Raw genomic sequence first — 22,422 nt, 5'->3', positions numbered from 1 at the left:
AAACAATGGCTGAACTGATCCTTGGGCAAGTCCTTTCTTATCATGGCGACCCGTTTGTTGAAGGGCCAGAGGTGGTGCGGCTGGAACGCAATGGCGGCATTGTCATGCTGGGCGGCCAGATCGTGGCGACAGGCACTGGCGATGCGATGCGCAAGGCCTATCCGGCGGCAACCGTGACCGATTACGGCAACCATTTGATTTCGCCGGGGTTTATCGACCCGCATGTGCATTATCCGCAAACCGCGATTATCGCAAGCTGGGGCAAGCGGCTGATTGATTGGCTGAATACCTACACCTTTCCCGAGGAAATGCGCTTTGCCGACCCCGAGTATGCCGCCGAGATCGCCGCGCGGTATTTTGACCTGACGCTGGCCAATGGCACCACGACGGTTTGTTCCTATGCCACGATTCACCCCGAAAGCGTCGATGCATTTTTCACGCAGGCCCAAAAGCGGGGCCTGCGCGCCTTTGCCGGCAAGACCTGCATGGACCGCAATGCGCCACCGGGCCTGCAAGATACCGCGAAAACCGCCTATGATGACAGCAAACGCCTGCTGGAGAAATGGCATGGGGTGGACCGGCTATCCTATGTCATCACGCCCCGATTTTCGCCAACCTCTACGCCTGAACAGCTTTCGGCCCTTGGCGCGCTTTGGGCCGAGAATCAAAGCTGTCTGATGCAAACCCACCTGTCAGAGCAAACGGATGAAATCGCCTGGGCCAAGGCCTTGTTCCCCAATGCGCGCGATTACCTTGATACCTATGAGGCGCACGGCCTGTTGGGCATGGGCGGGCTTTACGGCCACGCGATCCATCTGGAGCCGCGCGAAGTGGACCGGCTGGTCGAGGTGGGCGCCAGTTTGGTGCATTGCCCAACGTCAAACTCTTTTATCGGGTCGGGGTTGTTCGACATGCAAACCATGGTGGCGCGGGGGCTGCGGGTGGGGCTGGCCACGGATACCGGCGGCGGGTCTTCCTTTTCGATGCTGCGCACAATGGCGGCCGCCTATGAGGTGGCGCAGCTGCGCGGCGTCAGCCTGCATCCGGCGCAGCTGTGGTGGCTGGCCACGCAGGGGTCGGCGCGCGCGCTGCGGTCCGAGCATAAAATTGGCAATATCGCCAATGGGATGGACGCCGACCTTGTGGTGGTTGATCTGGCCTCGACCCTGGCGATCGAACAAGCGACACGGCGCGCCGACTTTATTTGGCAATCGGTTTTCCCGACGATCATGATGGGCGATGATCGCGCGATCAAAGCCGTTTACATTGGCGGCAACCTGGCCTGAGGCGGTCTGAAACGGCCTGGCGGCGAAACACCGGCTTGGCCAAAGCAGCCCCGATGATCAGCATCATTTGCAGCTTTGGGCGGGGGCAAGCCGACAGCATGACGTAGCGGCCGGTATCAACGATCCGCTTGGCGCAAGCGCCGTCCGGAGTTGACAAAATCCGATGCCTACCCCATAGAGTGCCGCCGCGCTAATTCCAGGTGGTTTCAGTTTCAACAATGAAACTGTGGCGTTGTTTGCCAAACCATCTCGGGGCCGAGATTGGTTGGCGAGCCTTTGAAATTGCCGCTGGTCCACTTAGGAGGACGGAAAGATTCTGAAAACACTTATAAATCCTGTCTTTATAGATGGGGCGTGGATCTTGCCGTTTATCCAGGGTGGTAAGGGCGTGGGGGTGACCAATGGCAAAAACGCGGGTGCCTGGGCTGCCGAAAACGCCGCAGGCACTTTTTCCGGCACCGGGGCGGCCATCGGCTATGGCAAAGATGGCCGAGAGGTTACTTACCCGCATGTTGGGCGCTTGCGGCAGGACCGGCATGAGGAACTTGTCGCATGGTCGATCGAGGGTGGCATCTTGCAAGCCACAATTGCCCATGAAGCCGCTGGCGGCAAGGGCCGTATCCGGGTGAACTTTCTCAAGATGGCCGGCGGAACCATGCGGACCATGCGCGGCCTGCTGGAAGGAACACGCGTGCCCGGTGGCGGCAACATGATCCATGCCGTGACAATGGGGGCTGGCTTGCCAGCCGAGGAAGACGCCGAAATCTGCGCCAATGAAGGGGTGTATCTGGACCCGATCATCTCCAGCGTTATGGCTTTGCAAGTGTTGCTGAAACGCACTTTCAAGAAATGGCAGGGCAGATACGCTGACCTGATCGGGGCTGTGGTGTATGAAGATCCGTGGTTGGCCGGTGGGCATAATGGCATCACCAGCAGAGAAGACCCCGAAACCCCAAAAGACCCGTATGAGCGCGTCAAGGAACTGCGCCGTTTCATGAACGCAAACGGCATGCAGGATGTTGCCATTATCATGGCTGGTGGCGTGTGGCATCTGCGCGATTGGGCGCATTGGCTGAACAACCCCGATATCGGCCCGGTCGCATTCCAGTTTGGCACCAGAGATTTGCTGACGCAGGAATCCCCGATTTCAGAGGAATGGAAACACCTGCTGCTGACGCTCAAGCAGGGTGATGTCGTGCTGAACAAATTCAGTCCGACTGGTTTTCATTCCTCGGCCTACAGGAATGGCATGATTGACGGCTTGTATGGGGGGATAGAAAGGCAAGTGGCCTTTGCGACGAAACGCAATGAGGCGATGACCGAATGTCTGGCGGGCCCCGGCGTTCCGGCCAACGGGTATTACGTTTCGCCTGAAGATTGCAAGAAGGTTGCTGGCTGGACAGCCGCAGGGTTTGGCATCCCTTTGCGTACACCTGATGACACCTTGATTTTCGTCAGCCGGGAGCGCGCATTGGAAATCCGCGAGCACAGGAATGAATGTGTGGGCTGCCTTGCGTCTTGCGCCCTCAGCTCTTGGTGTCAGGACCCGGAAAAGAAATATGTGACAGGCAAGCGGCCAGACCCCCGCGCCTATTGTATTCGCAAAGGGCTGGTCGGGGCAATTCAGGGGGATGATCTGGACAAGCAGCTTATTTTCACCGGCCATAATGCCTATATGGCCGCCGAGGACCCCTTGTATCGGGACGAAAACGGGGCTGTCTTCATTCCGACGGTAAAGCAGCTTGTCGAATGTCTGTTGACTGGGGATTGATCGCTGCATTTTGATTGCCGTCCGGGTTGTGTGGCACTGCAATCCGGTTGCGCTGCGATGCATGCCTGACGGCGCAGGCCATGGCACAGATGCACGCCAGTCTGGCCGCCATCCTTGGGGCCGTGCCCTGACAGCGGATGAAACCGCGCAGTTTGAAAAAGCGTCAGTCCTGTACAGGCTGCGCTTGACGTCAGCGTGATCACGCAACAGCATTGACCGGGTGGGCCGTTGCCTTGCCTGGCCAGCATCATCTTTGGATACTCACCGTCAGGGCCCCCCTTATGGTCGTCTGTGGCGCCATGCGTGCCGGGGGGCCGTCAGGTTGGCCCTTGGTGCATACACCCCATTTTGCGATACGGCGACTATTTTTTGTTGTATATCGAATACGAAGGTGTAAAAGCGTATACTATATGCGGCGCCAATTCTTCTGATCTGCCTCAAAGCCGCCTGTCTGGCATGAGGTGATATCGAAATGTAATTCTGCGCAGTTGTTAGGAGAGGGAGCTTTACGATGACTATGATGACGTTTCACGGCGGGAAATTACTTGATCCCCGGCAGCCAGACCTGCTTGATGGTGTTGAGGTTTTGATCGAGGACGGTCTCGTGAAAGAGGTCTCTGACGCGCCGATCAAAAGCGATGCATCCCATCGTATCGACCTGGGCGGGCGCACGCTGTGTCCGGGGTTGATTGACGCGCATGTCCATATGTTCATGAATGAAATGAACCTCGGGCTGGCCCGCACCGTTCCTATCACCTACGCCTCGGCCAAGGCTGCCTTTGTTTTGAAGGGCATGTTGAACCGTGGTTTTACCACGGTGCGTGATATGGGGGGCGGCGATTTTGGCATGCGCAATGCATCCGAGGCAGGCTATATCGACACCCCGCGCCTTTTCGTCTCAAACCGCTTTATCACCCAGACTGGCGGTCACGGTGATTTTCGCGAAGCCAGCGTGACGACCGAAGATTATGCCTGCTGTTCAGCCTCGGAATTGTTCACCATCGTTGCCGATGGCCTGCCAGAGGTGTTGAAAGCCGTGCGCAACGAGCTTCGCAAGGGGTCTGATCAGATCAAGGTCATGCTTAGCGGCGGGGTTGCATCGCCCAATGACCCGCTGGACAGCCTGCAATATCGAATGGATGAGCTGGAAGCGGTTGTCGAGGAAGCGCAGCGCTGGGGGGTTTACGTTGCGGGCCACGCCTATTCGGATGAGGCGATCCGGCGCGGGCTTGCTGCCGGTATCCGTACCATCGAACACGGCAACTTCATTCAGCCGGAAACGGCAAAATACATGGCCGGGCTTGATGCCTATCTGGTGCCGACGCTGATCACCTATGAAATCACCAAGCGGCTTGGCGCGGCGTCCGGCAAATCGGCGGATAGCCGCGCCAAGAATGATCGGGTTCACGCGGCGGGGCTTGAGTCGCTGGAAATCAGTCGCAATGCTGGGGTGCCCATTGGCTACGGCACCGATCTGTCGATGCATACGCAGCAATGGCAATGCGACGGGCTTGCCCTTCAGGCCGAGGTGCTGACGCCGCAGGGCGCGATTGAGGCCGCCACCATCGTAAACGCCCGGATTTTGCGCCAGGAAGGCAAGCTGGGCGAATTGGTGCCGGGGGCCCATGCCGATTTGCTGGTTGTGGATGGCAACCCCTACAAGGATCTGTCGGTCTTTGCCGATGGCGGCCCGCATTTGGCCGCGATCATGAAAGGAGGCGTGTTTTACAAAAACACCCTCTGATCTGCGGCACTTCACAGCCTTTCGGCTTTGACCTGACGCAAGGGTCATCACATGACGCGATGAACTCTTTTATTTAAGACAGCGATATGTCGTTCGGGTTTAGGGCGAAGCACCCTGGGCATAAGCAGACGCAGCGTCGTTTTGGCCTGCGTCTGTCGGTTTTGCGCCGATCGCGCGAACATAAAGCGTTTTCCGTTCTTGTTCAAACCACCTTGGCACACGTCAGCCCCAGAGCGGGCCTTGTTTGCCATGCGGTTCGGGGCTGGCTGATGCTTTAGCGCAAACCGGAAACGCGATGAACTGCGGTAATCACTCGATCAATAAAGTATACCTATTGACAGAAACGTATACGAAATATAGCTTAAGTCTAGAAGATTGGTAAGAATGGTATGACACGCAAACCCGCAGAACCCATCTATGATATATTGCGCGAGAAAATCATCTCGGGTGATTTTGTACCCGGCGCACCGCTGCGCCAGGATGAGATCGCCCGAAACCATGGGACCAGCAAGATCCCGGTGCGCGAGGCGCTTTTGAAGCTTGAGGTCGATGGGTTCGTTACGTTTCGCAAAAACCGGGGCGCGATTGTACGAGAGTTGAGCACAGCCGAAATCTTGCACCTGACGGATATTCGTGTGGCATTGGAGTGTCGCGCGATTGAATTGGCGATGCCAAATATGATCGAGGCCGATTTTGAAACCGCAGAACATATCCTGGAAGATTATGCGCGACAGAAGCAAACGGCAAGCTGGAGCGCCCTGAACATCCAGTTTCACCGCACGCTGTATGAGCCGTCAGGAAATGCTGTCCTGTTGCAATTGATCGCAGATATTCAGCAGCGTATCGGGCCGAATTTGCGCCAGTTCGTGACAGAAATAAGCGGGTTGGAGCGCCCACATTCTGAACACAGGCTTATTCTGGCTGCCTGCCGCGAGGGGGATATTCCGGCGGCGGTCGCGCTGCTGCGCGATCACATTCTGACCACCAAGAAAGAAATTGCAGCACGGCTACGGCGACACGAGGAGAGTGTTTCCTGATCTGGGCCCGCGCGCGAACCCGACTTGAAATCAATGACCTACATCAGACAAGGGAGAAGACCACATGACATTCACCGCTGGAAAACTGACCAAACAGGCTTCGGCCATCGCGTTAAGCGTATTTGCGTTGATCGGGCCTGCCTTTGCAGATGCCTGGGATATGAGCAATGAGTTCCCGCCCAACTCGCTTCATGGGCAGGTCGCGGATTTCTTTGCGGGCAAAGTGGCCGAGAACACCGGCGGCGACATTGCGATTACCGTTCATCATGGGGGCGCGCTTGGCTATAAAACCCTCGATCACTTTGATGCGGTTGGCGATGGGGCGATTCAGCTTGCCACCTCGCCGCTGTCGGCCTGGCTTGGGATCGACCCGATCTTCCAGCTTTCGGCGCTGCCTTTTCTTGCGCCGACAACCGAGGATGCGCGCAGGCTTTATGACCTGGCCAAGCCTGAATATGCCAAGGTCTTGGAGGACAACGGGCAGCTATTCTTGTTTGCAACCCCATGGCCGCCTTCGGGCTTTTGGGGCAAAAAGGGATTTGAAAGCGCCGCTGACCTTGAAGGCGTGAAGATCCGGACGTTTGACGTGACCGCAACCGAATTGCTGAAAGGTGTGGGCGCGTTTCCGATCAAGCTTGCCTGGTCGGATGTTCCGGCGCAGTTGTCGACCAACGCAATTGATGCGGTCCTGACCTCGGCAAACGGTGGGGTTGGGGTTCAGCTTTGGGAACTTCAGTCGCATTTCACCCAGATCAACTATTCATCCGGCCTGCAAGCGGTGCATATGAACCGCGATATCTGGGACGGGCTGACCCAAGAACGGCAAGCCGAAATCCTTGCGGCCGCCGCCGAGGCAGAAACGCTTGGCTGGCAGCTTGCAGCCGACAGCATCGCCAAGGATTTTGCCACGATGCGCGAGCACAAGATGACGGTGATCGAAAGCGTTCCTGCTGAATTCACGAAATTCCTCGATGATGCGGCAAGCCCGATCGTTGCGGAATGGTCTGCTAAGATCGGTGATCGTGCGGCCACGGTGCTGACAGCATACCGCGCAGGCAAGTAACCATACCAGCAAGAGAGCGGCCCCGGCCGCTCTCTTTTCGCTGAACCTTTGGAGGAGGGGGAAAAATGTCCCGGTTTTATTTGGCGGTATACCGCATATCGCAAGCGTCTGCCGTAATCGCGGCCGCTGCACTTGTTTTGATGGTTGGCTTTATCGCATTCGAAATCGTTCTGCGGTACTTTTTTTCGACATCCACCTTCGTTCAGGATGAATTTCTAGGCTATGGCCTGGCTTTGTGCATCATCTGGTCGCTTGGCTATACGCTTGAAAACGGCAGTATGATCGAGGTCAACCTGCTCAGCACGCGGCTTAGCGCAACGCATCAGCGCTGGCTGAAGGCGATTGGCACTTTTGCGACAATGGCCGTTATTCTTGGCCTTACATATATGTTCTGGATCCGTGCGGCGCGTGCCTGGGATCGCGGGTCTGTCTCGGCTACCTCGGCCGAGGTGCCGATGTGGATCCCTGAAATCCCTGATTTTGGTCGGCCTGTTGCTCTTTGCGTTGCAGCTTTTGGCGCATGCCTTGCGGCATGTCACGGGCCACGCCTCTCCCGCCCCTGCGGCACAATACGATCACCACGATCAATAAGGCATCAGTCACATGGAAGCACTTTTCGCAGCGATTACCGTTTTTGGCATCTTGCTTGTTTTTCTGGCTGCCGGGCTATGGGTTTTTGCCAGCATCGCGTTGGTTTCGGTCACATCACTTTGGTTTTTGGGGGGGATGGACCTTAACCGGATTGGTACAATTGCGGGCGCAATTGTGAACCGCTACTCCTCGGCCTGGGAATTGTCGGCCATCCCGATGTTTATCTGGATGGGCGAGATTATCTTTCGAACCGATATTTCGATGCGGCTGTTTCGCGGCTTGTCGCCCTTTGTCAGCATGATTCCGGGGCGGTTGCTGCATACCAACGTCATGGGCTGCACGATGTTTGCCGCGGTGTCCGGCTCCTCTACCGCCACCACGGCAACGGTTGGCAAGATTACAACGCGTGAATTGTTTGATCGTGGCTATGACAAGTCTTTGGCAATCGGTTCGCTGGCGGGGGCGGGCAGCCTTGGGTTGATGATTCCACCTTCGCTTGTGATGATCGTCTATGGCATTCTGGCCGAGGAATCTGTCGCGCGGTTGTTCGCTGCCGGGGTTTTTCCCGGCCTGATGATCAGCGGGCTTTTCACTGGCTATATCGTTGTGCGCTCATGGCTTAATCCGTCGCTGGTGCCGGTCGAGAACCACAAATACCGCCCGATGGATTTTCTGCGCGCCTTTGTCGATCTGTTTCCATTGCTGCTTTTGATGGTCGTGGTTCTGGGCTCGATTTATTCGGGAATTGCCACCCCGTCCGAGGCCGCCGCCGTTGGGGTCTGCATGAGTCTCGTGATCGTTTTGGTGACCGGGCAATTCTCCTTCACGATGATCTCGCAATCGTTGATGGGGGCTTTGCGCACCTCAACCATGATCTGTGCTTTGCTGATTGCGGCTGCCTTGCTGTCTACCGCGATGGGATTCCTGCATATTCCGGCAGATGTCGCCGCCGGGATTGCCGCGATGAATCTGTCGCCCTGGGGGTTGCTGCTGATCTTGTCGATCTTTTACCTTGGGCTTGGCTTCTTGCTGGACGGCAACTCCATCGTGGTGATGAGCTTGCCTATCGCGCTGCCCTTGATCGTTCAGGCGGGCTTTGATCCGATCTGGTTTGGCGTCTACCTTGTGCTGATGATCGAAATGGCGGCGGTCACACCGCCTATCGGGTTCAACCTGTTCGTGCTGCAAGGGGCGACGGGCTATCCAATCAGCAAGGTTGCACGGGCTGCCTTTCCGTTCTTTGTGCTGATGGTGGTTGGTGTGGTCTTGCTGGCGATCTTCCCGCAGATTGCCCTGTGGTTTCCCAACCTGATCTATGGGGTGTGAATTGATGGCAAAACCTATCGGAACCTCCGACTATGAACCGCTGGTCGCTGCTTGTGCAGGGGCGACCAGCCCCGGCCCGATCTATGATGCTGTTGGCGCGTTCTGTGCGGCCCATTTTGGCTATAAGCTGCTGACGATCCTGCGCTACCTTCCTGCCTCAAAAGAGATTGAGCGCGTCTATAGCACCAATCTGGATATCTACCCCCGAGGTGGGCGCAAACCAATGGGCGATACCCCTTGGGGCGATGTCGTTCTGAAGGCGGGCAAGTCGTGGTTGGGAAACGGCGAGGCGGATATGCGCTGGGCCTATCCGGATGCCGCCCTGTCGCTAAGCATGGGGCGTGAAGCCAGCTTCTGCACCCCGGTACGCTTTGCGGGGGCCACGATCGGCCTGCTGAATATCAGCGCCGAACGTGATCGTTACAGCTTTGATGATGCCCCCCATTTAAGGCTTGCCAGCGTCTTCCTCGTATCGGCGCTTTTGATGGAGCCGTAAGGCCCCGTCACCCTTCGTCCCGCCGCCGCAACCGTGCCGCTGTTTCCTTTTTTGAGGTTTCAATATGCGATTTCAGCAGGTCAACGCCCAGTTGCGTGTCTGTTGCCTTGCAGGCTTCCAGAATGGCGAGATGCTCTTGGGCGGGGCGGTCAAGGCCGCTGGTCTCGGTCATCAGCAGGCGCAGATAGGGGCCCATGCGCTGATGCAGGTCGTTGATCATCGCCAGAAGTTGCGGGTTTCCGCAGGGTTCATACAGCACTTTGTGGAACCGACGGTTCATCTTGCTCCAATGTTCAATCGATTCCAGACTGGCATATTCCCGTAAAACCTGCTCCGCCTCGTCCAGATCTGACTGGATCATATTTGGAATAGCCAGTTCAAGCGCTTTGCATTCCAGCGCGACCCGGATGTCCATCAGGTGCAAAAGCTCTGCCGCGCTCAGCTCTCGGACGACCGCGCCGCGATTCTTTCTGAAAAGGACAAAGCCGTCCACCTCAAGCCGCAGAAGCGCTTCGCGTACCGGAATTTTACTGACGCCGTGGGTGCGGGCAATCTCATCCTGGCGAAGGGGTTCTCCGGGCCTGAATTTGCCCGACATTATCGCCTCACGAAGGCTGTCATAGATCGGTTGAGCGGTTGTTTTTGCACCATCATTTTTGGTCATGGATACTTGCCAGTCCTATTCGTGCAGCCTTTTGCATCTGTATACAGTGGGTTCAGAAGATATACGAAATAGCAATCACCAAGAAGGTGCTTTGCCGATGAGTTGCAAAATTTTACCATCCTTTGCTTGATCGGAACCAGCGTTCGTGCTACGAAAATTTGTAATATGATACGAAAAACAGGGATGGTATACGAAATGAAGCATGGAAACGTTCGCTCACTAAAGCTGTCCGGCGCGGTGCTGGTTGCGGCAACGACCCTTGGGGCCATGTTGCCCACTTGGGCCTTGGCGCAAGAGGCGCATCTGGATATCGCGCTTGGCGGCGCAATCTTGTCGATGGACCCGCATTATTCGATTGTCACGTCCAACCAGATGGTTTCAGACAACTTCTTTGATGGGCTTACCGATCGCGACGCCAGTTTCCGGGCCGTTCCGGCGCTTGCGGTGTCTTGGGAAGCAACCGGCGAGGTGGAGTGGCTGTTCAAGCTGCGCGAAGGTGTGACATACAGCGATGGCACCGCCTTTGTTGCCAAGGATGTTGTGGCCTCTATTGATCGGGCGACGAATTTGCCCAACAGCCCTTCGTCGTTCAAAACCTACACCAATTCGATTGCCTCGGTTGAGGCCGTTGACGACTTGACTGTCAAAATCACCACCAGCCGACCCAATCCGCTTTTGCCCGTTGAACTGGCCAATGTGATGATCGTGCCCCATAGATTGCAGACCGCCGAAACCGGGGCCTTCAACTCTGGCGAGGCCATGGTCGGCACCGGCCCCTATGTGTTGGGCAGCTATACGCCGGGGGGCGATGTCACCATGTCGCGCAACGCGGGCTATTGGGGGGACGCGCCGGAATGGGACAGTGTAAAGCTGAGCGTGGTCAGCAATGACGCCAGCCGGACCGCTGGCCTGCTGTCGGGGGATTATGACCTGATCGACCAGGTTGCCGTGTCGGATCTGGAACGGTTGCAGGGGGCAAAGGGCCTGAAGGTGACGATGATCCCCAGCAATCGGGTGATTTTCATGATGCTTGATCATTTCAGCGAAACCAATCCCTACATCACAGGCCCGAACGGTGAGGTGTTGGATACCAACCCGCTGAAGGATCTGCGTGTGCGTCAGGCTTTGTCGATGGCGATCAACCGTGAAGGTATCACAGATCGTATCTTGCGGGGGCAGGGCACGCCTGCCGGGCAGTTCTTGCCTGCCAGTTATCCCGGTACATCCGACACGCTGCCCGTTCCGGCCTATGATCCCGATGCCGCCAAGGCGCTGTTGGCCGAAGCCGGGTATCCCGACGGCTTTCGGATGACGATCATTGGCCCAAATGACCGCTACACCAATGATTCCGAAGTGCTTCAGGCCATGGCGCAGATGTTTTCGCGGATTGGGGTTGTAACACAGGCTGACCCGTCGCCATGGGCCACCTTCCGGCCCAAAGTCACCAATTCGGATTTTGCGATGGCATTGTTCGGCTGGGCCTCGAACACCGGAGAAGCGGGGATGAGCATGCACGCGCTGATCGGCACCAAGGATGATGCCCTTGGCCGCGGCGGCCCGAATGGCGGCCGCTATTCAAACCCCAAGGTTGATGCGCTTATTCAGGCTGCCATTGTCACCATCAACAATGACCAGCGCGCCGCAGCCTTGGCCGAAGTGACTGAAATCGCGATGAAAGATGTCGCTATCCTGCCGCTGTACTATACGGCGATCACTTGGGCGATGCGCGATGATCTTGTGTTCGAAGGCAAAGCCGACGAATTTACAACGGCTCAGGCAACCGTCCGGGCCAAGTAAAGCCGCTATGGCACGGGTACCGCTTTTGGCACCCGTGCCGTATAAATGATGCCACTGCAACCAAAGGCCCCTTGAATGTTTGGAAATGACCGGATCCCGATTGTCCTTTTGACAGGCCATCTTGGCAGCGGCAAAACCACCTTGCTGAACGATTACCTTTCTGCCGCTGACGTTGAACCGGCCTTGGTCATCATCAATGAATTTGGCGAGGTTGGCCTTGATCATCAGCTTGTGCGCCAAACCAGCGAAAACATTATCTTGCTGGAAAACGGCTGTATCTGCTGCACCGTCCGGGGTGATCTTGTCGACACGTTGAAGGAATTGCACGATGATCTGCGCAGTGGCAAGCTGGCACCGTTCAAGCGGGTTGTGATCGAAACCACGGGCCTCGCTGATCCGGTGCCGGTGGTGCATGGCATGATGAATGATTTTCAGATCATGCTGGCCTATGAGCTGACATCCATCGTGGCGCTGGTGGATGCGGTCAACGGCTGTTCGGTTCTGGAACGCTATCCCGAGGCAAGCCGGCAGGTGGCGCTTGCGGATCGGGTTTGTATCACCAAAGGTGATCTTGCCGATGCGGGGGCCATTGACCGGGTGCAGCGTGCGGTTGCCCGGATCAACCCATCGGTAGACATGACCCGGCGCGAGCTTGGCCTGATGGATCGCAGCCTGTTCGAGCGGCGTTTTCACAGCACCACGGGGGTTTCGGATATCGAACATTGGCTGGGCCGCGCCGCCGGGTCTGCTGCATCCTTGCACGGGGCAGGGGGTGCGATACGGTCAACGGCGATCATTCGGGATAGGCCTGTCACATGGGATACGGTTTCGCATTGGGTTGATCGGCTTGTCGCGCGCTATGGCCCGAATCTGCTACGCGTCAAAGGGATTTTGAACATCGACGGCGCAGATCGCCCTTCGGTCCTTCACGGCATTCAGCATCTCTTTCACCCGCCCGAGGAGCTGCCCTGCTGGCCGTCAAGCGACCACCGGACCCGCATCGTGTGCATCGTGGACGGAATCGCGCCCGAAGAAATTCAAGCGCTGTTTGCCGAGGCCGAGGCGATGCCCAGCCCGATGGGCGTTTAGGCTGCATAAAAAAACGAACACCCGCTTTGGAGTCGTGAGAATTTTGTTGCAATGAATCGTATACGATAATAGATATTAGTATACCTAAAACGAAAACGGCATAAGAGGCGGAGCAAGCAGATGACCATGTGGTTCATAAAGCGACTGATTCAGGCCGGGTTTGTCATTCTTGCGATGACGGTTATTGTCTTTATCGGCGTCAGCGTTATCGGGGATCCGATGGAAATGCTGGTTGCCCCCGATGCCACCGCAAAAGAGCGGCTGGAAGTCACCATTGCCCTTGGCCTTGATCGGCCCTTGTGGGTGCAGTATTTCTCATTCCTCAAGGCGCTGACCGAGGGCGATTTTGGCCGCAGTTTCATTTACGGCGAACCCGCATTGAAGGTGATCCTGACCCGGCTGCCCGCGACCTTGGAACTGGCCTTTTGCGCCATTGGTATTTCGGTTCTGGTTGGGGTTCCGCTGGGGCTATATGCGGGGCTTTACCCCAATGCGCCATCGTCAAAGACCATCATGGCGGGGTCTATCCTGGGCTTTTCCTTGCCGACATTCTGGGTGGGGTTGATGCTGATCGTCGTGTTTTCGGTGGAACTGGGGTGGTTGCCTTCCAGCGGTCGCGGCGAAACGCGCAGCCTGTTCGGGTTGCAATGGTCGTTTCTGACGCTTGACGGATTAAGCCATCTGCTTTTGCCTGCGGTCAACCTTGCCCTGTTCAAAGTGTCGCTTATCTTGCGATTGGTTCGCGCCGGGGTGCGCGAGGTGTTGCCCGAAGATTACGTCAAATTCGCCCGCGCCAAAGGGCTTTCCGAAAGCCGCGTCATCTTTGTTCATGTGCTTAAAAACATAATGATCCCGGTCGTCACCATCATCGGGTTGGAGTTCGGGTCCGTCATCGCCTTTTCCGTTGTCACCGAAACCATCTTTTCATGGCCGGGCATGGGCAAGCTGATCATTGACAGCATCAACTTGCTCGACCGGCCTGTGATCGTTGCCTATCTGATGATCATCGTCTTGCTTTTCGTCGTCATCAACCTTGTCGTTGACGTGCTTTACACCCTTTTGGATCCGCGCGTTCGGATCAGGACCGGAGCCTGAGATGACCAGCATTGATCCCATACGCCTGAACAAGCCCAAAAAATCCGAGGTCGAAACGCCGATTCAGCGGATCATGCGCGAATATACGGCCTCTGGCATTGCGATTGTTGCTTTGGCGGCTTTGGTGGCGCTGATCTTGATTGCCGTTTTTGCACCGGCCCTGTCACCGCAAAACCCCTATGACCTGTCGCAGCTTGATTTCATGGATGGCCGCTTGCCACCCGGTTCCACGGCTGCTGACGGCAGCGTTTATCTGCTGGGCACCGACACCCAAGGCCGCGACATGCTGTCGGCGATCATGTACGGGCTGCGCATCTCGCTTGGGGTTGGCATTATCTCGGCGGTTTGTGCGGCGGTGTTTGGCACTTCGCTTGGCCTGATTGCCGCCTATGCCGGTGGTCGGCTAGAGGCGGTTATCATGCGGCTTGTCGATCTTCAGCTTTCCTTTCCGGCGATTCTTGTCGCGATGATGATCCTGGCAGTTCTGGGCAAGGGCATCGGGAATGTCATTCTGGCGCTGGTGATCGTTGAATGGGCAACCTATGCCCGCGCGGCCCGTGGGGCGGCGCTGGTGGAAAGTGAAAAAGAATATATGGAGGCGGCGCGCTGCCTCAATATCCCGCGCTACCGGATTTTGTTCGGCCATCTTTTGCCCAATTGCACCGCCCCGCTGATCGTGATTGCCACAGTGCAAATCGCGCGCGCCATTTCGTTGGAGGCTACCTTGTCCTTTCTGGGGCTGGGCGTCCCGGTGACAGAGCCGAGCCTGGGGATGCTGATTGCCAACGGTTATCAGTTCATCTTGTCGGGCGAACATTGGATCAGTTTCTTTCCCGGCCTTGCTCTTTTGGGAACGATTGTCGCCATCAATCTGGTCGGTGACCAACTGCGCGATGCGCTGAACCCACGGAAAGGTGCGTAGGCCATGAGTGTTCTTTCAGTCCGTGGTCTGCGTACCGAATACCCGACCCATGCCGGCGTTGTCACCGCGGTGCGTGATGTGTCCTTTGACATCGCCAAGGGCGAAGTTCTGGGGCTGGTGGGCGAGTTGGGGTCGGGCAAATCCGTGACCGGCTTTTCGATCATGGGCCTGCTGCAAAACCCCGGCCGCATCGCCCAGGGGGAAATCTTGTTTCAGGGTGAAGACCTGACCAAACGCAGCGAGCGCGAGATGCGCCACCTGCGCGGCAACAAGATTGCAATGATCTTTCAAGACCCGATGATGACGCTGAACCCGGTGCTGCGGATCGACACCCAGATCATCGAGACGATTCAGGCCCATACCCCGATGCCGCATAAAGCTGCCTGGGAAATGGCCCGCGCGGCCTTGGGCGAGGTGGGCATCCCCCAGCCCGAATCCCGGCTTTCGGCCTATCCGCACCAGTTTTCAGGCGGTATGCGCCAGCGCGTAGCCATCGCCATCGCCCTGTTGCACAAGCCCGAATTGCTGATCGCGGATGAGCCGACAACCGCTTTGGATGTGACAATTCAGGCCCAGATTCTGGCGATTGTGCAGCGTCTGGTCGCGCAAACCGGAACGGCGCTGATCTGGATCACGCATGATCTGTCGATCGTCTCGCAGCTCGCGGACCGTATCGCGGTGATGTATGCGGGCCGGTTCGTGGAGCTGGGATCGGCCGCGCATATCATCTCGCAGCCGCGCCACCCCTATACCGGCGGGCTGATCGGTTCTATCCCCAGTGCGAATAAGCGGGGTCAGCCGCTGGCGCAAATTCCCGGCACAACGCCGTCTTTGTTGAACCTGCCACCGGGATGCCCGTTCAGCGCACGTTGCCAATTTGCCGATGCGCTTTGCGCCACAGAGCCGGGGCTTGATCACGCCCCCGCCACGCCAGCGCATGGCTTTCGCTGTTGGCATCCCTTGCCCACAAAAGCCATAGCGCCGACCGCTGCCGCAAAGGGAACGCCATGATCGAAATACAAACAAGCGCGCCCGCGCCCCGCCTGGAGCTGCGCCATGTTTCGCGCCATTTTACCAAGCCGACCGATCTTCTGGGGCGGTTGGCCGTGCGTGCGGGTTTGGCCCAGCCAGAGCCCGTGCTGCGGGCTGTGGATGATGTCAGCCTGAGCATTGCGAAAGGCGAGGTGCTTGGGCTGGTGGGCGAGTCGGGTTGCGGCAAATCCACCTTGGGCCGTGTGATCGCGGGCCTGCTGACCCCAACTGCGGGTAAGGTGCTGTCAAATGGGCGGCTGGTGGCGGATATGTCCACGGCCGAGCGCGCGGCGGTTCGGCTTAAAACGCAGATGATTTTTCAAAACCCCTATGCCTCGCTGAACCCAAGGCACCCGGTTTCAAGAATTGTGGGGGAATCGCCGCGATTGAACGGTTTGGTCAATGGTGCCAAGGAAACCCGTGCCTATGTTGACAAACAATTGGCGCGCGCCGGGCTGGACCCGGAACTTTCGGGCCGCTATCCACATCAGCTTTCGGGCGGGCAACGCCAACGGATCGGCATTGCGCGCGCGCTTGCGGTTCAGCCCGACTTTCTGGTTTGCGACGAATCCGTTGCGGCATTGGATGTTTCCATTCAGGCGCAGATTATCAATCTTTTCATGGAATTGCGCGAACAATCCGATCTGACCTATCTTTTCATCAGCCATGATCTGGGCGTGGTCGAACATATCTCGGACCGGGTTGCGATCATGTATCTGGGGCGGATCGTTGAACAGGCCCCGGTTGACGCGATTTTTGGCAAGCCCAACCACCCCTATACCCAAGCCTTGCTAAAGGAAGTGCCGCGCATTTCCACCCAAAAGAAGGTCTTTCAACCATTGGAGGGCGAGTTGCCAAGCCCGCTTAACCCGCCAAAGGGCTGCCACTTCAACCCGCGCTGCCCGCTGGCGTTTGATCGCTGCCGGGTGGAGCGGCCACAGCTGAAACAAATCGCGGCGGGCCATCTTTCGGCCTGTCATTTGAACGAAACCCCCTAAGGGTTCCAGACCAGCCAAGTCTGCCACCCCTCTCAAAAGCCACAGGAGCATTACGGATGCCTGCGCCCAAAACACTGATCATCGGAACCGGAATCGTCGGGATTGCCACCGCCTATTACCTTGCACGGGCTGAAAAGAACGCCCGCATCACGCTTGTCGATCGTGACCAACCGATGAGCTATACCTCGGCCCAATCCGGCGAAAACTATCGCAACTGGTGGAGCGAACCGACGATGGTCAACTTTACCAACCGCAGCATCGCCCTGATGGAGGAGATCGCGCGCGCAAGCGGCAACCAGATCAACATGAACCGGCGCGGCTATGCGCTTGCGACGCGCCGAACCGATATTGATGATCTGGTGGAACAGGTTCGCAAAGGGTTTGGCGATGCCTCGGAACGCCTGCTTCGGTTTCATGACAAACCGCAGGCCGATGATTACCACAGCTTCAAAAGCCCGGATTGGGAAGGCGTGCCGGACGGGTTGGACATTGTGACCAATACCGACCTGATCCGCAGCCGCTTTCCCAGCTATGATCCGGAAATCCGGTCGATCTTGCATGTGCGCCGCGGTGGCGACATCAGCGGCCAGCAGCTTGGCATGTATATGCTGGAGCAAATGCGGGAAATCGGGGTGCGCCGCGTGGTGGGCGAGGTGAAGGACATCGCACATAACGCAGGCTTTGCGGTAACCATTGCCGGGGCCGATGGCACGCATACAGAAACCTATGACCGGGTTGTGAACGCGGCTGGCCCCTTTGCTGACAAGATCGCGCAGATGCTGGGTGTCGATCTGCCCGTCTACAATACGTTCCAGCAAAAGATTGCGTTTGAGGATCGTCTGGGCGTCATTCCGCGCGATGTTCCCTTTTCGATTGATCTGGATGGCCAATCCATTGATTGGACCGAGGAAGAGCGCACGCTGCTGAAGGGCGACCCGGAAATGGCCTGGCTGGCGGGTGACATGCCGGGGGCCATTCACTGCCGCCCTGACGGGGGCGATGGCGGGAAATGGGTCAAGCTTGGCTGGGCCTATAATGAAAAACCCGGCACCGCCACCTGGGAACAGCCAACCGATCCGAACTATCCCGAAATCGTCTTGCGCGGCGCGGCGCGGCTTCAGCCCGGTTTGAAGGCCTATTATGGTCAACTGCCGCGTAACATGCACCACTATGGCGGCTGGTATACGATGACCAAGGAAAACTGGCCCCTGATCGGGCGCATGGGGCCCGAGGGGGCCTTCATGAACTGTGCGCTGTCGGGCTATGGCACGATGGCGGCCTGTGCGGCCGGTGAGCTGTGCGCTGCCTGGATGACGGATGGGCCGCTGCCAGACTATGCGCATGGTTTTTCGGTGGACAGATATGGCGACGCTGAACTGATGGCGGCGCTCGCCACTGTGGACAGGGGCATCCTGTAGTGACCAAACTCTTGCTTGTTGGCGCCGGCAGAATGGGGGCAGCCTTGTTGAAAGGCTGGCTCCATGCGCTGGACGAGTCATTTTCCTTTGTCGTTCTGGACCCGAATGTCGCCAAGCTGCAGGCAGATCTTGCCGGCGAAAGCCGTTGCACATTCTGCGCCAGCGCCAGGGATTTGCCGGGTGGCGCAGCGGTTGATGGTGTGGTGTTGGCCACCAAGCCCCAAATGCTGTGCGACGCGCTTTTGCAGATCGCGCCCCAGATTGGCCCGCAGACCATCGTCATCTCTATTGCGGCGGGGGTTGAAACGGCACGCATCGCCCTGGCCGCACAGCCCGCGACAGCTATTGTACGCGCGATGCCCAATATCGGCGCGATGGTTGGCTGTTCTGTTACGGCCGCCTATGCTGCCGCGCCAACCAGCCTGCCACAGCAGGCCCTTGTGGAACATCTCTTTGCGGCGATCGGCATCTTTTCCTGGGTCGACGCCGAAGCAGATCTGCATGCGGTAACCGCTTTGTCCGGCTCGGGCCCGGCCTATTACTTTGCGCTGTGCGAGGCGATGACAGCCGCCGCAATTGACCTTGGGCTGAACACGATGGCCGCCCGGAAACTTGCTGCGGGCACGCTGGCAGCCGCCGGGCTGCTGATTGCCAAAACGCCAGACCCAGCCGCCCTGAGACAAATGGTGACCAGCCCCAACGGAACAACCGCCGCAGGGCTTGCGGCGCTGGGTGCTGATGATGGCCTGATGCGGCTATCTGCGCAGGCCCTTGCTGCGGCGGCGAAACGGTCTTGTGAATTGGCGCGGGTGTCTGACGGCTGAGCGGCGCAGGTGGGGCCAAGGGGGCATGCTTTAGCTGATATGTTCGGCCCGAGGCATGCCCATGACGTGATAACCGCCATCAACCCGCACAATCTCGCCGGTTGTATGCATGCCATAATCCGAGGCAAGATACACGGCGGTGCCGCCCACCGACTCGAGGCTGGCATTGGTCAACAGGGGGGCATTCGTTTCGGCATGGCGATAGGTGGTGCGCGCCCCGCCAATGGCTGCCCCGGCAAGGGTTTTCATCGGGCCGGGCGAAATGGCATTCACCCGGATTTTCTGGCTGCCAAGATCGGCAGCAAGGTAACGCACCGCCGATTCCAGCGCCGCTTTTGCGACCCCCATGACATTGTAATTGGGCGTCACCCGGTTTGACCCGCCATAGGTCATTGTCATCAGGCAGCCACCATCGGGCATCAGTTCGGCCGCGCGGCGCGACACGTCGATAAAGGAAAAGCAGCTGATATCCAAGGTGTTCTTGAAATTCTCGCGGCTGGTGTTGCTGATCCGGCCTGTCAGCTCGTTCTTGTCCGAAAACGCGATGGCGTGGATCAGAAAGTCGATACTGCCCCATTCATCGCGCAGCCGGCCAAAGGCTGCATCAAGAGAGGCATCATCTGTCACGTCCACATCAACCATCATGGTTGAGCCGATCGACGCGGCCAAAGGCGCCAAGCGTTTGCCAAAGGCGTCACCTTGATAGGTGAAGGCAAGTTCTGCGCCTTCGGCTGCCAGGGCGCGGGCGCACCCCCAGGCGATGGAGCGTTCATTCGCGACACCCATCACAAGGCCCCGCTTGCCCTTCATCAGATCGGCCATCGGTTGGTTCTCCAGATTATTTCGCGTATTTGCTCATCAGCAATGTGGCATTGGTGCCACCGAAGCCAAAAGAGTTGGACAAGATGCTGTCATGGTCCATCTCACGGTATTCGGTTGCAATCTCTTCGGGTTTCAATTCGGGGTCAAGCTGGGTGACGTTGGCCGAGGCGGTGATGAACCCCCCCTGCATCATCAGCAAGGAATAGATTGCCTCATGCACACCGGTCGCGCCAAGGCTGTGCCCGGTCAGCGATTTGGTCGAGGAAATCGGCGGTACAGACCCTTCACCGAACACGCGGCGGATGGCCTTTACCTCGGTTACATCGCCCGCCGGGGTCGAGGTGCCGTGGGCGTTGATATAGGTAACGCGGCGGCCTTGGGGCAGGGTAGACATCGCCAGTTTCATCGACCGCTCACCGCCCTCACCCGATGGGGCAACCATATCGGCCCCGTCCGATGTGGCGCCATAGCCGGTAACCTCGGCATAGATTTTGGCGCCGCGTGCAAGGGCATGTTCCAATTCCTCCAGCACCACCACACCGCCGCCACCCGCAATGACAAAACCGTCACGTGTGGCGTCAAAGGCGCGGGCAGCCAGTTCGGGCGTGTCGTTATATTTGCTGCTCATCGCGCCCATCGCGTCAAACAGGCACGACAGCGTCCAGTCCAACTCTTCGCCGCCGCCTGCGAAAACAATATCTTGCTTGCCCATCTGGATCAATTCGGTGCCATTGCCGATGCAATGCGCCGAGGTAGAGCAGGCCGAGGTGATCGAATAATTCACGCCTTTGATCTTGAACGGCGTCGCCAGACAGGCCGAGTTGGTCGAGGACATGCAGCGCGTCACCATGAACGGCCCCATCCGCTTGGGCGCACCTTTTTCAATCACGATATTATGTGCCTGGAAAAAGTTGGACGTCGACGGCCCGCCTGATCCCATGATCAGGCCAGAGCGTTCGTTCGACACGTCTGATGCTTGCAGCCCGGAATCCGCTATCGCCTGTTCCATCGCGATGAAGTTATAGGCGGCACCCGGCCCCATGAACCGCAGGTCGCGCTTGTCGATGTGATCTTCCAGCGTAATTTGCGGCATGCCGTGGACCTGGCTGCGAAAGCCGTGTTCGGCATAGTCCGGCGCGGCAACGATCCCGGATTTTCCGGCGCGCAGGCTGGCTTCTACCTCGGCGGCGTTGTTGCCGATAGAGGAAACGATACCGATACCAGTTATGACGACGCGGCGCATGGGCGCACTCCTTATTCCTATTCGTTAAGGGTCAGCTTTCAGCCAAAATCGGCTTTCAGCCAAAGTCAGCTTTCAGACAGGGCGACCTTCATATCCTTGACCAGATAAATAACTTCGCCATCCGCTTCAACCCGTCCATCGGCCACACCCATTGTCAGGCGGCGGGTCTGAATGGCCTTGGTGAAATCAACGTAATAACGCAGCAGCTTGCGATCGGGCCGGACCATGCCGGTCAGCTTTACCTCGCCCACGCCCAGCGCATAGCCACGCCCCTGCCAGCCACGCCAGCCAAGGTTGAAGCCGGTCAACTGCCACAAGCCATCAAGGCCAAGGCAGCCGGGCATGATCGGGTTGCCGGGAAAGTGGCAGTCAAAGAACCAAAGATCGGGGGTGATATCAAACTCGGCCACGATATGGCCTTTGCCGTGCAGGCCACCATCGCCTGACACTTCGGTAATCCGGTCCATCATCAGCATCGGCGGGGCGGGCAGTTGCGCGTTGCCGGGGCCGAACAGCTCGCCGCGCGCGCATTGCAGCAGGCCTTCTTTATCGAAACTGGTTGGATACTGCGCCATAAGGCAATGCCCCTTCTTTCACTGCGTGTTGTTTACCCATTAACACCCGGCTTTACGCACTGGCAAGTGCGGCTGTGGCCCCTGTGGGGGCAGGGCGTGCATTTGCATCCTGCGTTTGGGCTGCGATTGGGCTGCAATCGGGTTGAAAATCATCAGCACCTGGCCTTATATTGGGGCCTGTGGAAACAAGGCGGGTTTTGAATGCTTGATCAGGCTGTGCAACGTGGGACCGATTGGCTTGCCCAGGGCGGGTTGCGCCCGACCCGGCAGCGCGTGGCGCTGGCAAGTTTGTTGATCGGTGACGGGATTGATCGCCATGTCACCGCCGAAAGCCTGTTTGCCGCATCCTCTGAGACGGGCGAGGGCGTGAGCCTGGCCACGGTTTACAACACCCTGCGCGCATTTTGCGAGGCCGGCTTGATGCAAGAGGTGGTCGTCGATGGCTCTAAAAGCTATTTCGACACCCGGATGGATGATCACCCGCATTTCTATTGGGAAGATACGGCAGAATTAACCGATGCCCGCGCCGATCAACTGGAAATCGTGCGCTTGCCCGACCTGCCACCGGGAACCGAAATCTCGAAAGTGGATGTGGTGATCCGCCTGCGGCGCAGCAAGGCGTAGCCCGG

At 57.9% G+C, this 22,422-nt stretch carries 21 protein-coding genes; 17 read left to right on the top strand and 4 right to left on the bottom strand.

The window, feature by feature from the left end; genetic code table 11:
• Positions 1-5: 5 nt before the first annotated feature.
• From guaD to VDP61_RS16350, 8 genes are all read left to right on the top strand, one after another.
• Entirely contained in the window at positions 6-1,286 is a 1,281-nt protein-coding gene (guaD, locus tag VDP61_RS16380) for a guanine deaminase (protein ID WP_323007929.1), read from the top strand.
• 394 nt (positions 1,287-1,680) lie between these two features.
• Entirely contained in the window at positions 1,681-3,057 is a 1,377-nt protein-coding gene (locus VDP61_RS16375) for an NAD(P)H-dependent flavin oxidoreductase (RefSeq protein WP_323007928.1), read from the top strand.
• A 511-nt stretch (positions 3,058-3,568) separates the two neighbouring features.
• Positions 3,569-4,801 carry a metal-dependent hydrolase family protein gene (locus VDP61_RS16370; protein ID WP_323007927.1) on the top strand — a complete coding sequence of 411 codons (1,233 nt, stop codon included), beginning with the start codon at positions 3,569-3,571 and terminating at the stop codon, positions 4,799-4,801.
• A 389-nt stretch (positions 4,802-5,190) separates the two neighbouring features.
• Entirely contained in the window at positions 5,191-5,838 is a 648-nt protein-coding gene (locus tag VDP61_RS16365; RefSeq protein WP_323007926.1) for a GntR family transcriptional regulator, read from the top strand.
• 64 nt (positions 5,839-5,902) lie between these two features.
• Positions 5,903-6,901, top strand: coding sequence for a TRAP transporter substrate-binding protein (locus VDP61_RS16360; RefSeq protein ID WP_323007925.1), 999 nt, complete (start codon positions 5,903-5,905; stop codon positions 6,899-6,901).
• Positions 6,902-6,966: 65 nt separating this feature from the next.
• A complete protein-coding gene (locus VDP61_RS17905) occupies positions 6,967-7,638 on the top strand; it encodes a TRAP transporter small permease subunit (RefSeq protein WP_416236549.1) in 672 nt (223 codons plus the stop codon).
• Complete coding sequence (locus VDP61_RS16355; RefSeq protein WP_416236554.1) at positions 7,544-8,818, top strand: TRAP transporter large permease; 1,275 nt, start codon at positions 7,544-7,546, stop codon at positions 8,816-8,818. The genes VDP61_RS17905 and VDP61_RS16355 overlap by 95 nt, the downstream gene beginning before the upstream one ends.
• Before the next feature lie 4 nt (positions 8,819-8,822).
• Positions 8,823-9,314, top strand: coding sequence for a GAF domain-containing protein (locus tag VDP61_RS16350; RefSeq protein WP_323007923.1), 492 nt, complete (start codon positions 8,823-8,825; stop codon positions 9,312-9,314).
• 7 nt (positions 9,315-9,321) lie between these two features.
• Here the strand turns inward: VDP61_RS16350 and VDP61_RS16345 are convergent, their stop codons facing one another.
• Entirely contained in the window at positions 9,322-9,978 is a 657-nt protein-coding gene (locus VDP61_RS16345) for a GntR family transcriptional regulator (protein WP_323007922.1), read from the bottom strand.
• Positions 9,979-10,173: 195 nt separating this feature from the next.
• Here VDP61_RS16345 and VDP61_RS16340 point away from each other — a divergent pair, with 195 nt between their 5' ends.
• From VDP61_RS16340 to proC, 8 genes are all read left to right on the top strand, one after another.
• Positions 10,174-11,775: an ABC transporter substrate-binding protein gene (locus VDP61_RS16340; RefSeq protein WP_323007921.1), complete on the top strand. Its 1,602-nt coding sequence runs from the start codon at positions 10,174-10,176 to the stop codon at positions 11,773-11,775.
• Between the two features lie 75 nt (positions 11,776-11,850).
• Positions 11,851-12,864 (top strand): GTP-binding protein, encoded by a 1,014-nt coding sequence (locus VDP61_RS16335; RefSeq protein WP_323007920.1) that lies wholly within the window; start codon positions 11,851-11,853, stop codon positions 12,862-12,864.
• 120 nt (positions 12,865-12,984) lie between these two features.
• Positions 12,985-13,959: an ABC transporter permease gene (locus tag VDP61_RS16330; RefSeq protein WP_323007919.1), complete on the top strand. Its 975-nt coding sequence runs from the start codon at positions 12,985-12,987 to the stop codon at positions 13,957-13,959.
• Position 13,960: 1 nt separating this feature from the next.
• Complete coding sequence (locus tag VDP61_RS16325; RefSeq protein ID WP_323007918.1) at positions 13,961-14,881, top strand: ABC transporter permease; 921 nt, start codon at positions 13,961-13,963, stop codon at positions 14,879-14,881.
• 3 nt (positions 14,882-14,884) lie between these two features.
• The gene (locus tag VDP61_RS16320; RefSeq protein ID WP_323007917.1) at positions 14,885-15,892 is read left to right on the top strand and encodes an ABC transporter ATP-binding protein; all 1,008 of its coding nucleotides are present in this window, start codon (positions 14,885-14,887) and stop codon (positions 15,890-15,892) included.
• Positions 15,889-16,911, top strand: coding sequence for an oligopeptide/dipeptide ABC transporter ATP-binding protein (locus tag VDP61_RS16315; RefSeq protein WP_323007916.1), 1,023 nt, complete (start codon positions 15,889-15,891; stop codon positions 16,909-16,911). Before VDP61_RS16320 ends, VDP61_RS16315 begins: the two co-directional genes overlap by 4 nt.
• A gap of 56 nt (positions 16,912-16,967) precedes the next feature.
• The gene (locus VDP61_RS16310) at positions 16,968-18,329 is read left to right on the top strand and encodes an FAD-binding oxidoreductase (RefSeq protein WP_323007915.1); all 1,362 of its coding nucleotides are present in this window, start codon (positions 16,968-16,970) and stop codon (positions 18,327-18,329) included.
• Positions 18,329-19,153: a pyrroline-5-carboxylate reductase gene (gene proC / locus VDP61_RS16305; protein WP_323007914.1), complete on the top strand. Its 825-nt coding sequence runs from the start codon at positions 18,329-18,331 to the stop codon at positions 19,151-19,153. Before VDP61_RS16310 ends, proC begins: the two co-directional genes overlap by 1 nt.
• 30 nt (positions 19,154-19,183) lie before the next feature.
• On the opposite strand, the gene VDP61_RS16300 is transcribed toward proC, so the two are convergent.
• The 3 genes from VDP61_RS16300 to fabA form a co-directional block, all read right to left on the bottom strand.
• A complete protein-coding gene (locus VDP61_RS16300) occupies positions 19,184-19,975 on the bottom strand; it encodes an enoyl-ACP reductase FabI (RefSeq protein ID WP_323007913.1) in 792 nt (263 codons plus the stop codon).
• Between the two features lie 16 nt (positions 19,976-19,991).
• Positions 19,992-21,218 carry a beta-ketoacyl-ACP synthase I gene (fabB, locus tag VDP61_RS16295; RefSeq protein WP_323007912.1) on the bottom strand — a complete coding sequence of 409 codons (1,227 nt, stop codon included), beginning with the start codon at positions 21,216-21,218 and terminating at the stop codon, positions 19,992-19,994.
• Between the two features lie 65 nt (positions 21,219-21,283).
• The gene (fabA, locus tag VDP61_RS16290; RefSeq protein ID WP_323007911.1) at positions 21,284-21,793 is read right to left on the bottom strand and encodes a bifunctional 3-hydroxydecanoyl-ACP dehydratase/trans-2-decenoyl-ACP isomerase; all 510 of its coding nucleotides are present in this window, start codon (positions 21,791-21,793) and stop codon (positions 21,284-21,286) included.
• Between the two features lie 201 nt (positions 21,794-21,994).
• On the opposite strand from fabA, the gene irrA reads away from it, so the two are divergent.
• Positions 21,995-22,417 (top strand): iron response transcriptional regulator IrrA, encoded by a 423-nt coding sequence (irrA, locus tag VDP61_RS16285; RefSeq protein WP_323007910.1) that lies wholly within the window; start codon positions 21,995-21,997, stop codon positions 22,415-22,417.
• Positions 22,418-22,422 lie beyond the last annotated feature (5 nt).

It is taken from the genome of Pseudorhodobacter sp., assembly GCF_034675685.1.
Classification (GTDB): domain Bacteria; phylum Pseudomonadota; class Alphaproteobacteria; order Rhodobacterales; family Rhodobacteraceae; genus Pseudorhodobacter.
Note: the sequence above shows the minus strand (reverse complement) of the source record. Positions and strands in the feature narration are given on the sequence as shown.

What these genes read in the sequence shown, in the direction of transcription:
- VDP61_RS16345 (WP_323007922.1), bottom strand. Translation starts at nt 9,978, where the DNA reads ATGACCAAAAATGATGGTGCAAAAACAACCGCTCAACCGATCTATGAC.
- VDP61_RS16370 (WP_323007927.1), top strand. Translation starts at nt 3,569, where the DNA reads ATGACTATGATGACGTTTCACGGCGGGAAATTACTTGATCCCCGGCAG.
- VDP61_RS16310 (WP_323007915.1), top strand. Translation starts at nt 16,968, where the DNA reads ATGCCTGCGCCCAAAACACTGATCATCGGAACCGGAATCGTCGGGATT.
- VDP61_RS16330 (WP_323007919.1), top strand. Translation starts at nt 12,985, where the DNA reads ATGACCATGTGGTTCATAAAGCGACTGATTCAGGCCGGGTTTGTCATT.
- guaD (WP_323007929.1), top strand. Translation starts at nt 6, where the DNA reads ATGGCTGAACTGATCCTTGGGCAAGTCCTTTCTTATCATGGCGACCCG.
- VDP61_RS16340 (WP_323007921.1), top strand. Translation starts at nt 10,174, where the DNA reads ATGAAGCATGGAAACGTTCGCTCACTAAAGCTGTCCGGCGCGGTGCTG.
- VDP61_RS17905 (WP_416236549.1), top strand. Translation starts at nt 6,967, where the DNA reads ATGTCCCGGTTTTATTTGGCGGTATACCGCATATCGCAAGCGTCTGCC.
- VDP61_RS16350 (WP_323007923.1), top strand. Translation starts at nt 8,823, where the DNA reads ATGGCAAAACCTATCGGAACCTCCGACTATGAACCGCTGGTCGCTGCT.
- VDP61_RS16320 (WP_323007917.1), top strand. Translation starts at nt 14,885, where the DNA reads ATGAGTGTTCTTTCAGTCCGTGGTCTGCGTACCGAATACCCGACCCAT.
- VDP61_RS16360 (WP_323007925.1), top strand. Translation starts at nt 5,903, where the DNA reads ATGACATTCACCGCTGGAAAACTGACCAAACAGGCTTCGGCCATCGCG.
- fabB (WP_323007912.1), bottom strand. Translation starts at nt 21,218, where the DNA reads ATGCGCCGCGTCGTCATAACTGGTATCGGTATCGTTTCCTCTATCGGC.
- VDP61_RS16325 (WP_323007918.1), top strand. Translation starts at nt 13,961, where the DNA reads ATGACCAGCATTGATCCCATACGCCTGAACAAGCCCAAAAAATCCGAG.
- VDP61_RS16300 (WP_323007913.1), bottom strand. Translation starts at nt 19,975, where the DNA reads ATGGCCGATCTGATGAAGGGCAAGCGGGGCCTTGTGATGGGTGTCGCG.
- fabA (WP_323007911.1), bottom strand. Translation starts at nt 21,793, where the DNA reads ATGGCGCAGTATCCAACCAGTTTCGATAAAGAAGGCCTGCTGCAATGC.
- VDP61_RS16315 (WP_323007916.1), top strand. Translation starts at nt 15,889, where the DNA reads ATGATCGAAATACAAACAAGCGCGCCCGCGCCCCGCCTGGAGCTGCGC.
- irrA (WP_323007910.1), top strand. Translation starts at nt 21,995, where the DNA reads ATGCTTGATCAGGCTGTGCAACGTGGGACCGATTGGCTTGCCCAGGGC.
- VDP61_RS16335 (WP_323007920.1), top strand. Translation starts at nt 11,851, where the DNA reads ATGTTTGGAAATGACCGGATCCCGATTGTCCTTTTGACAGGCCATCTT.
- VDP61_RS16365 (WP_323007926.1), top strand. Translation starts at nt 5,191, where the DNA reads ATGACACGCAAACCCGCAGAACCCATCTATGATATATTGCGCGAGAAA.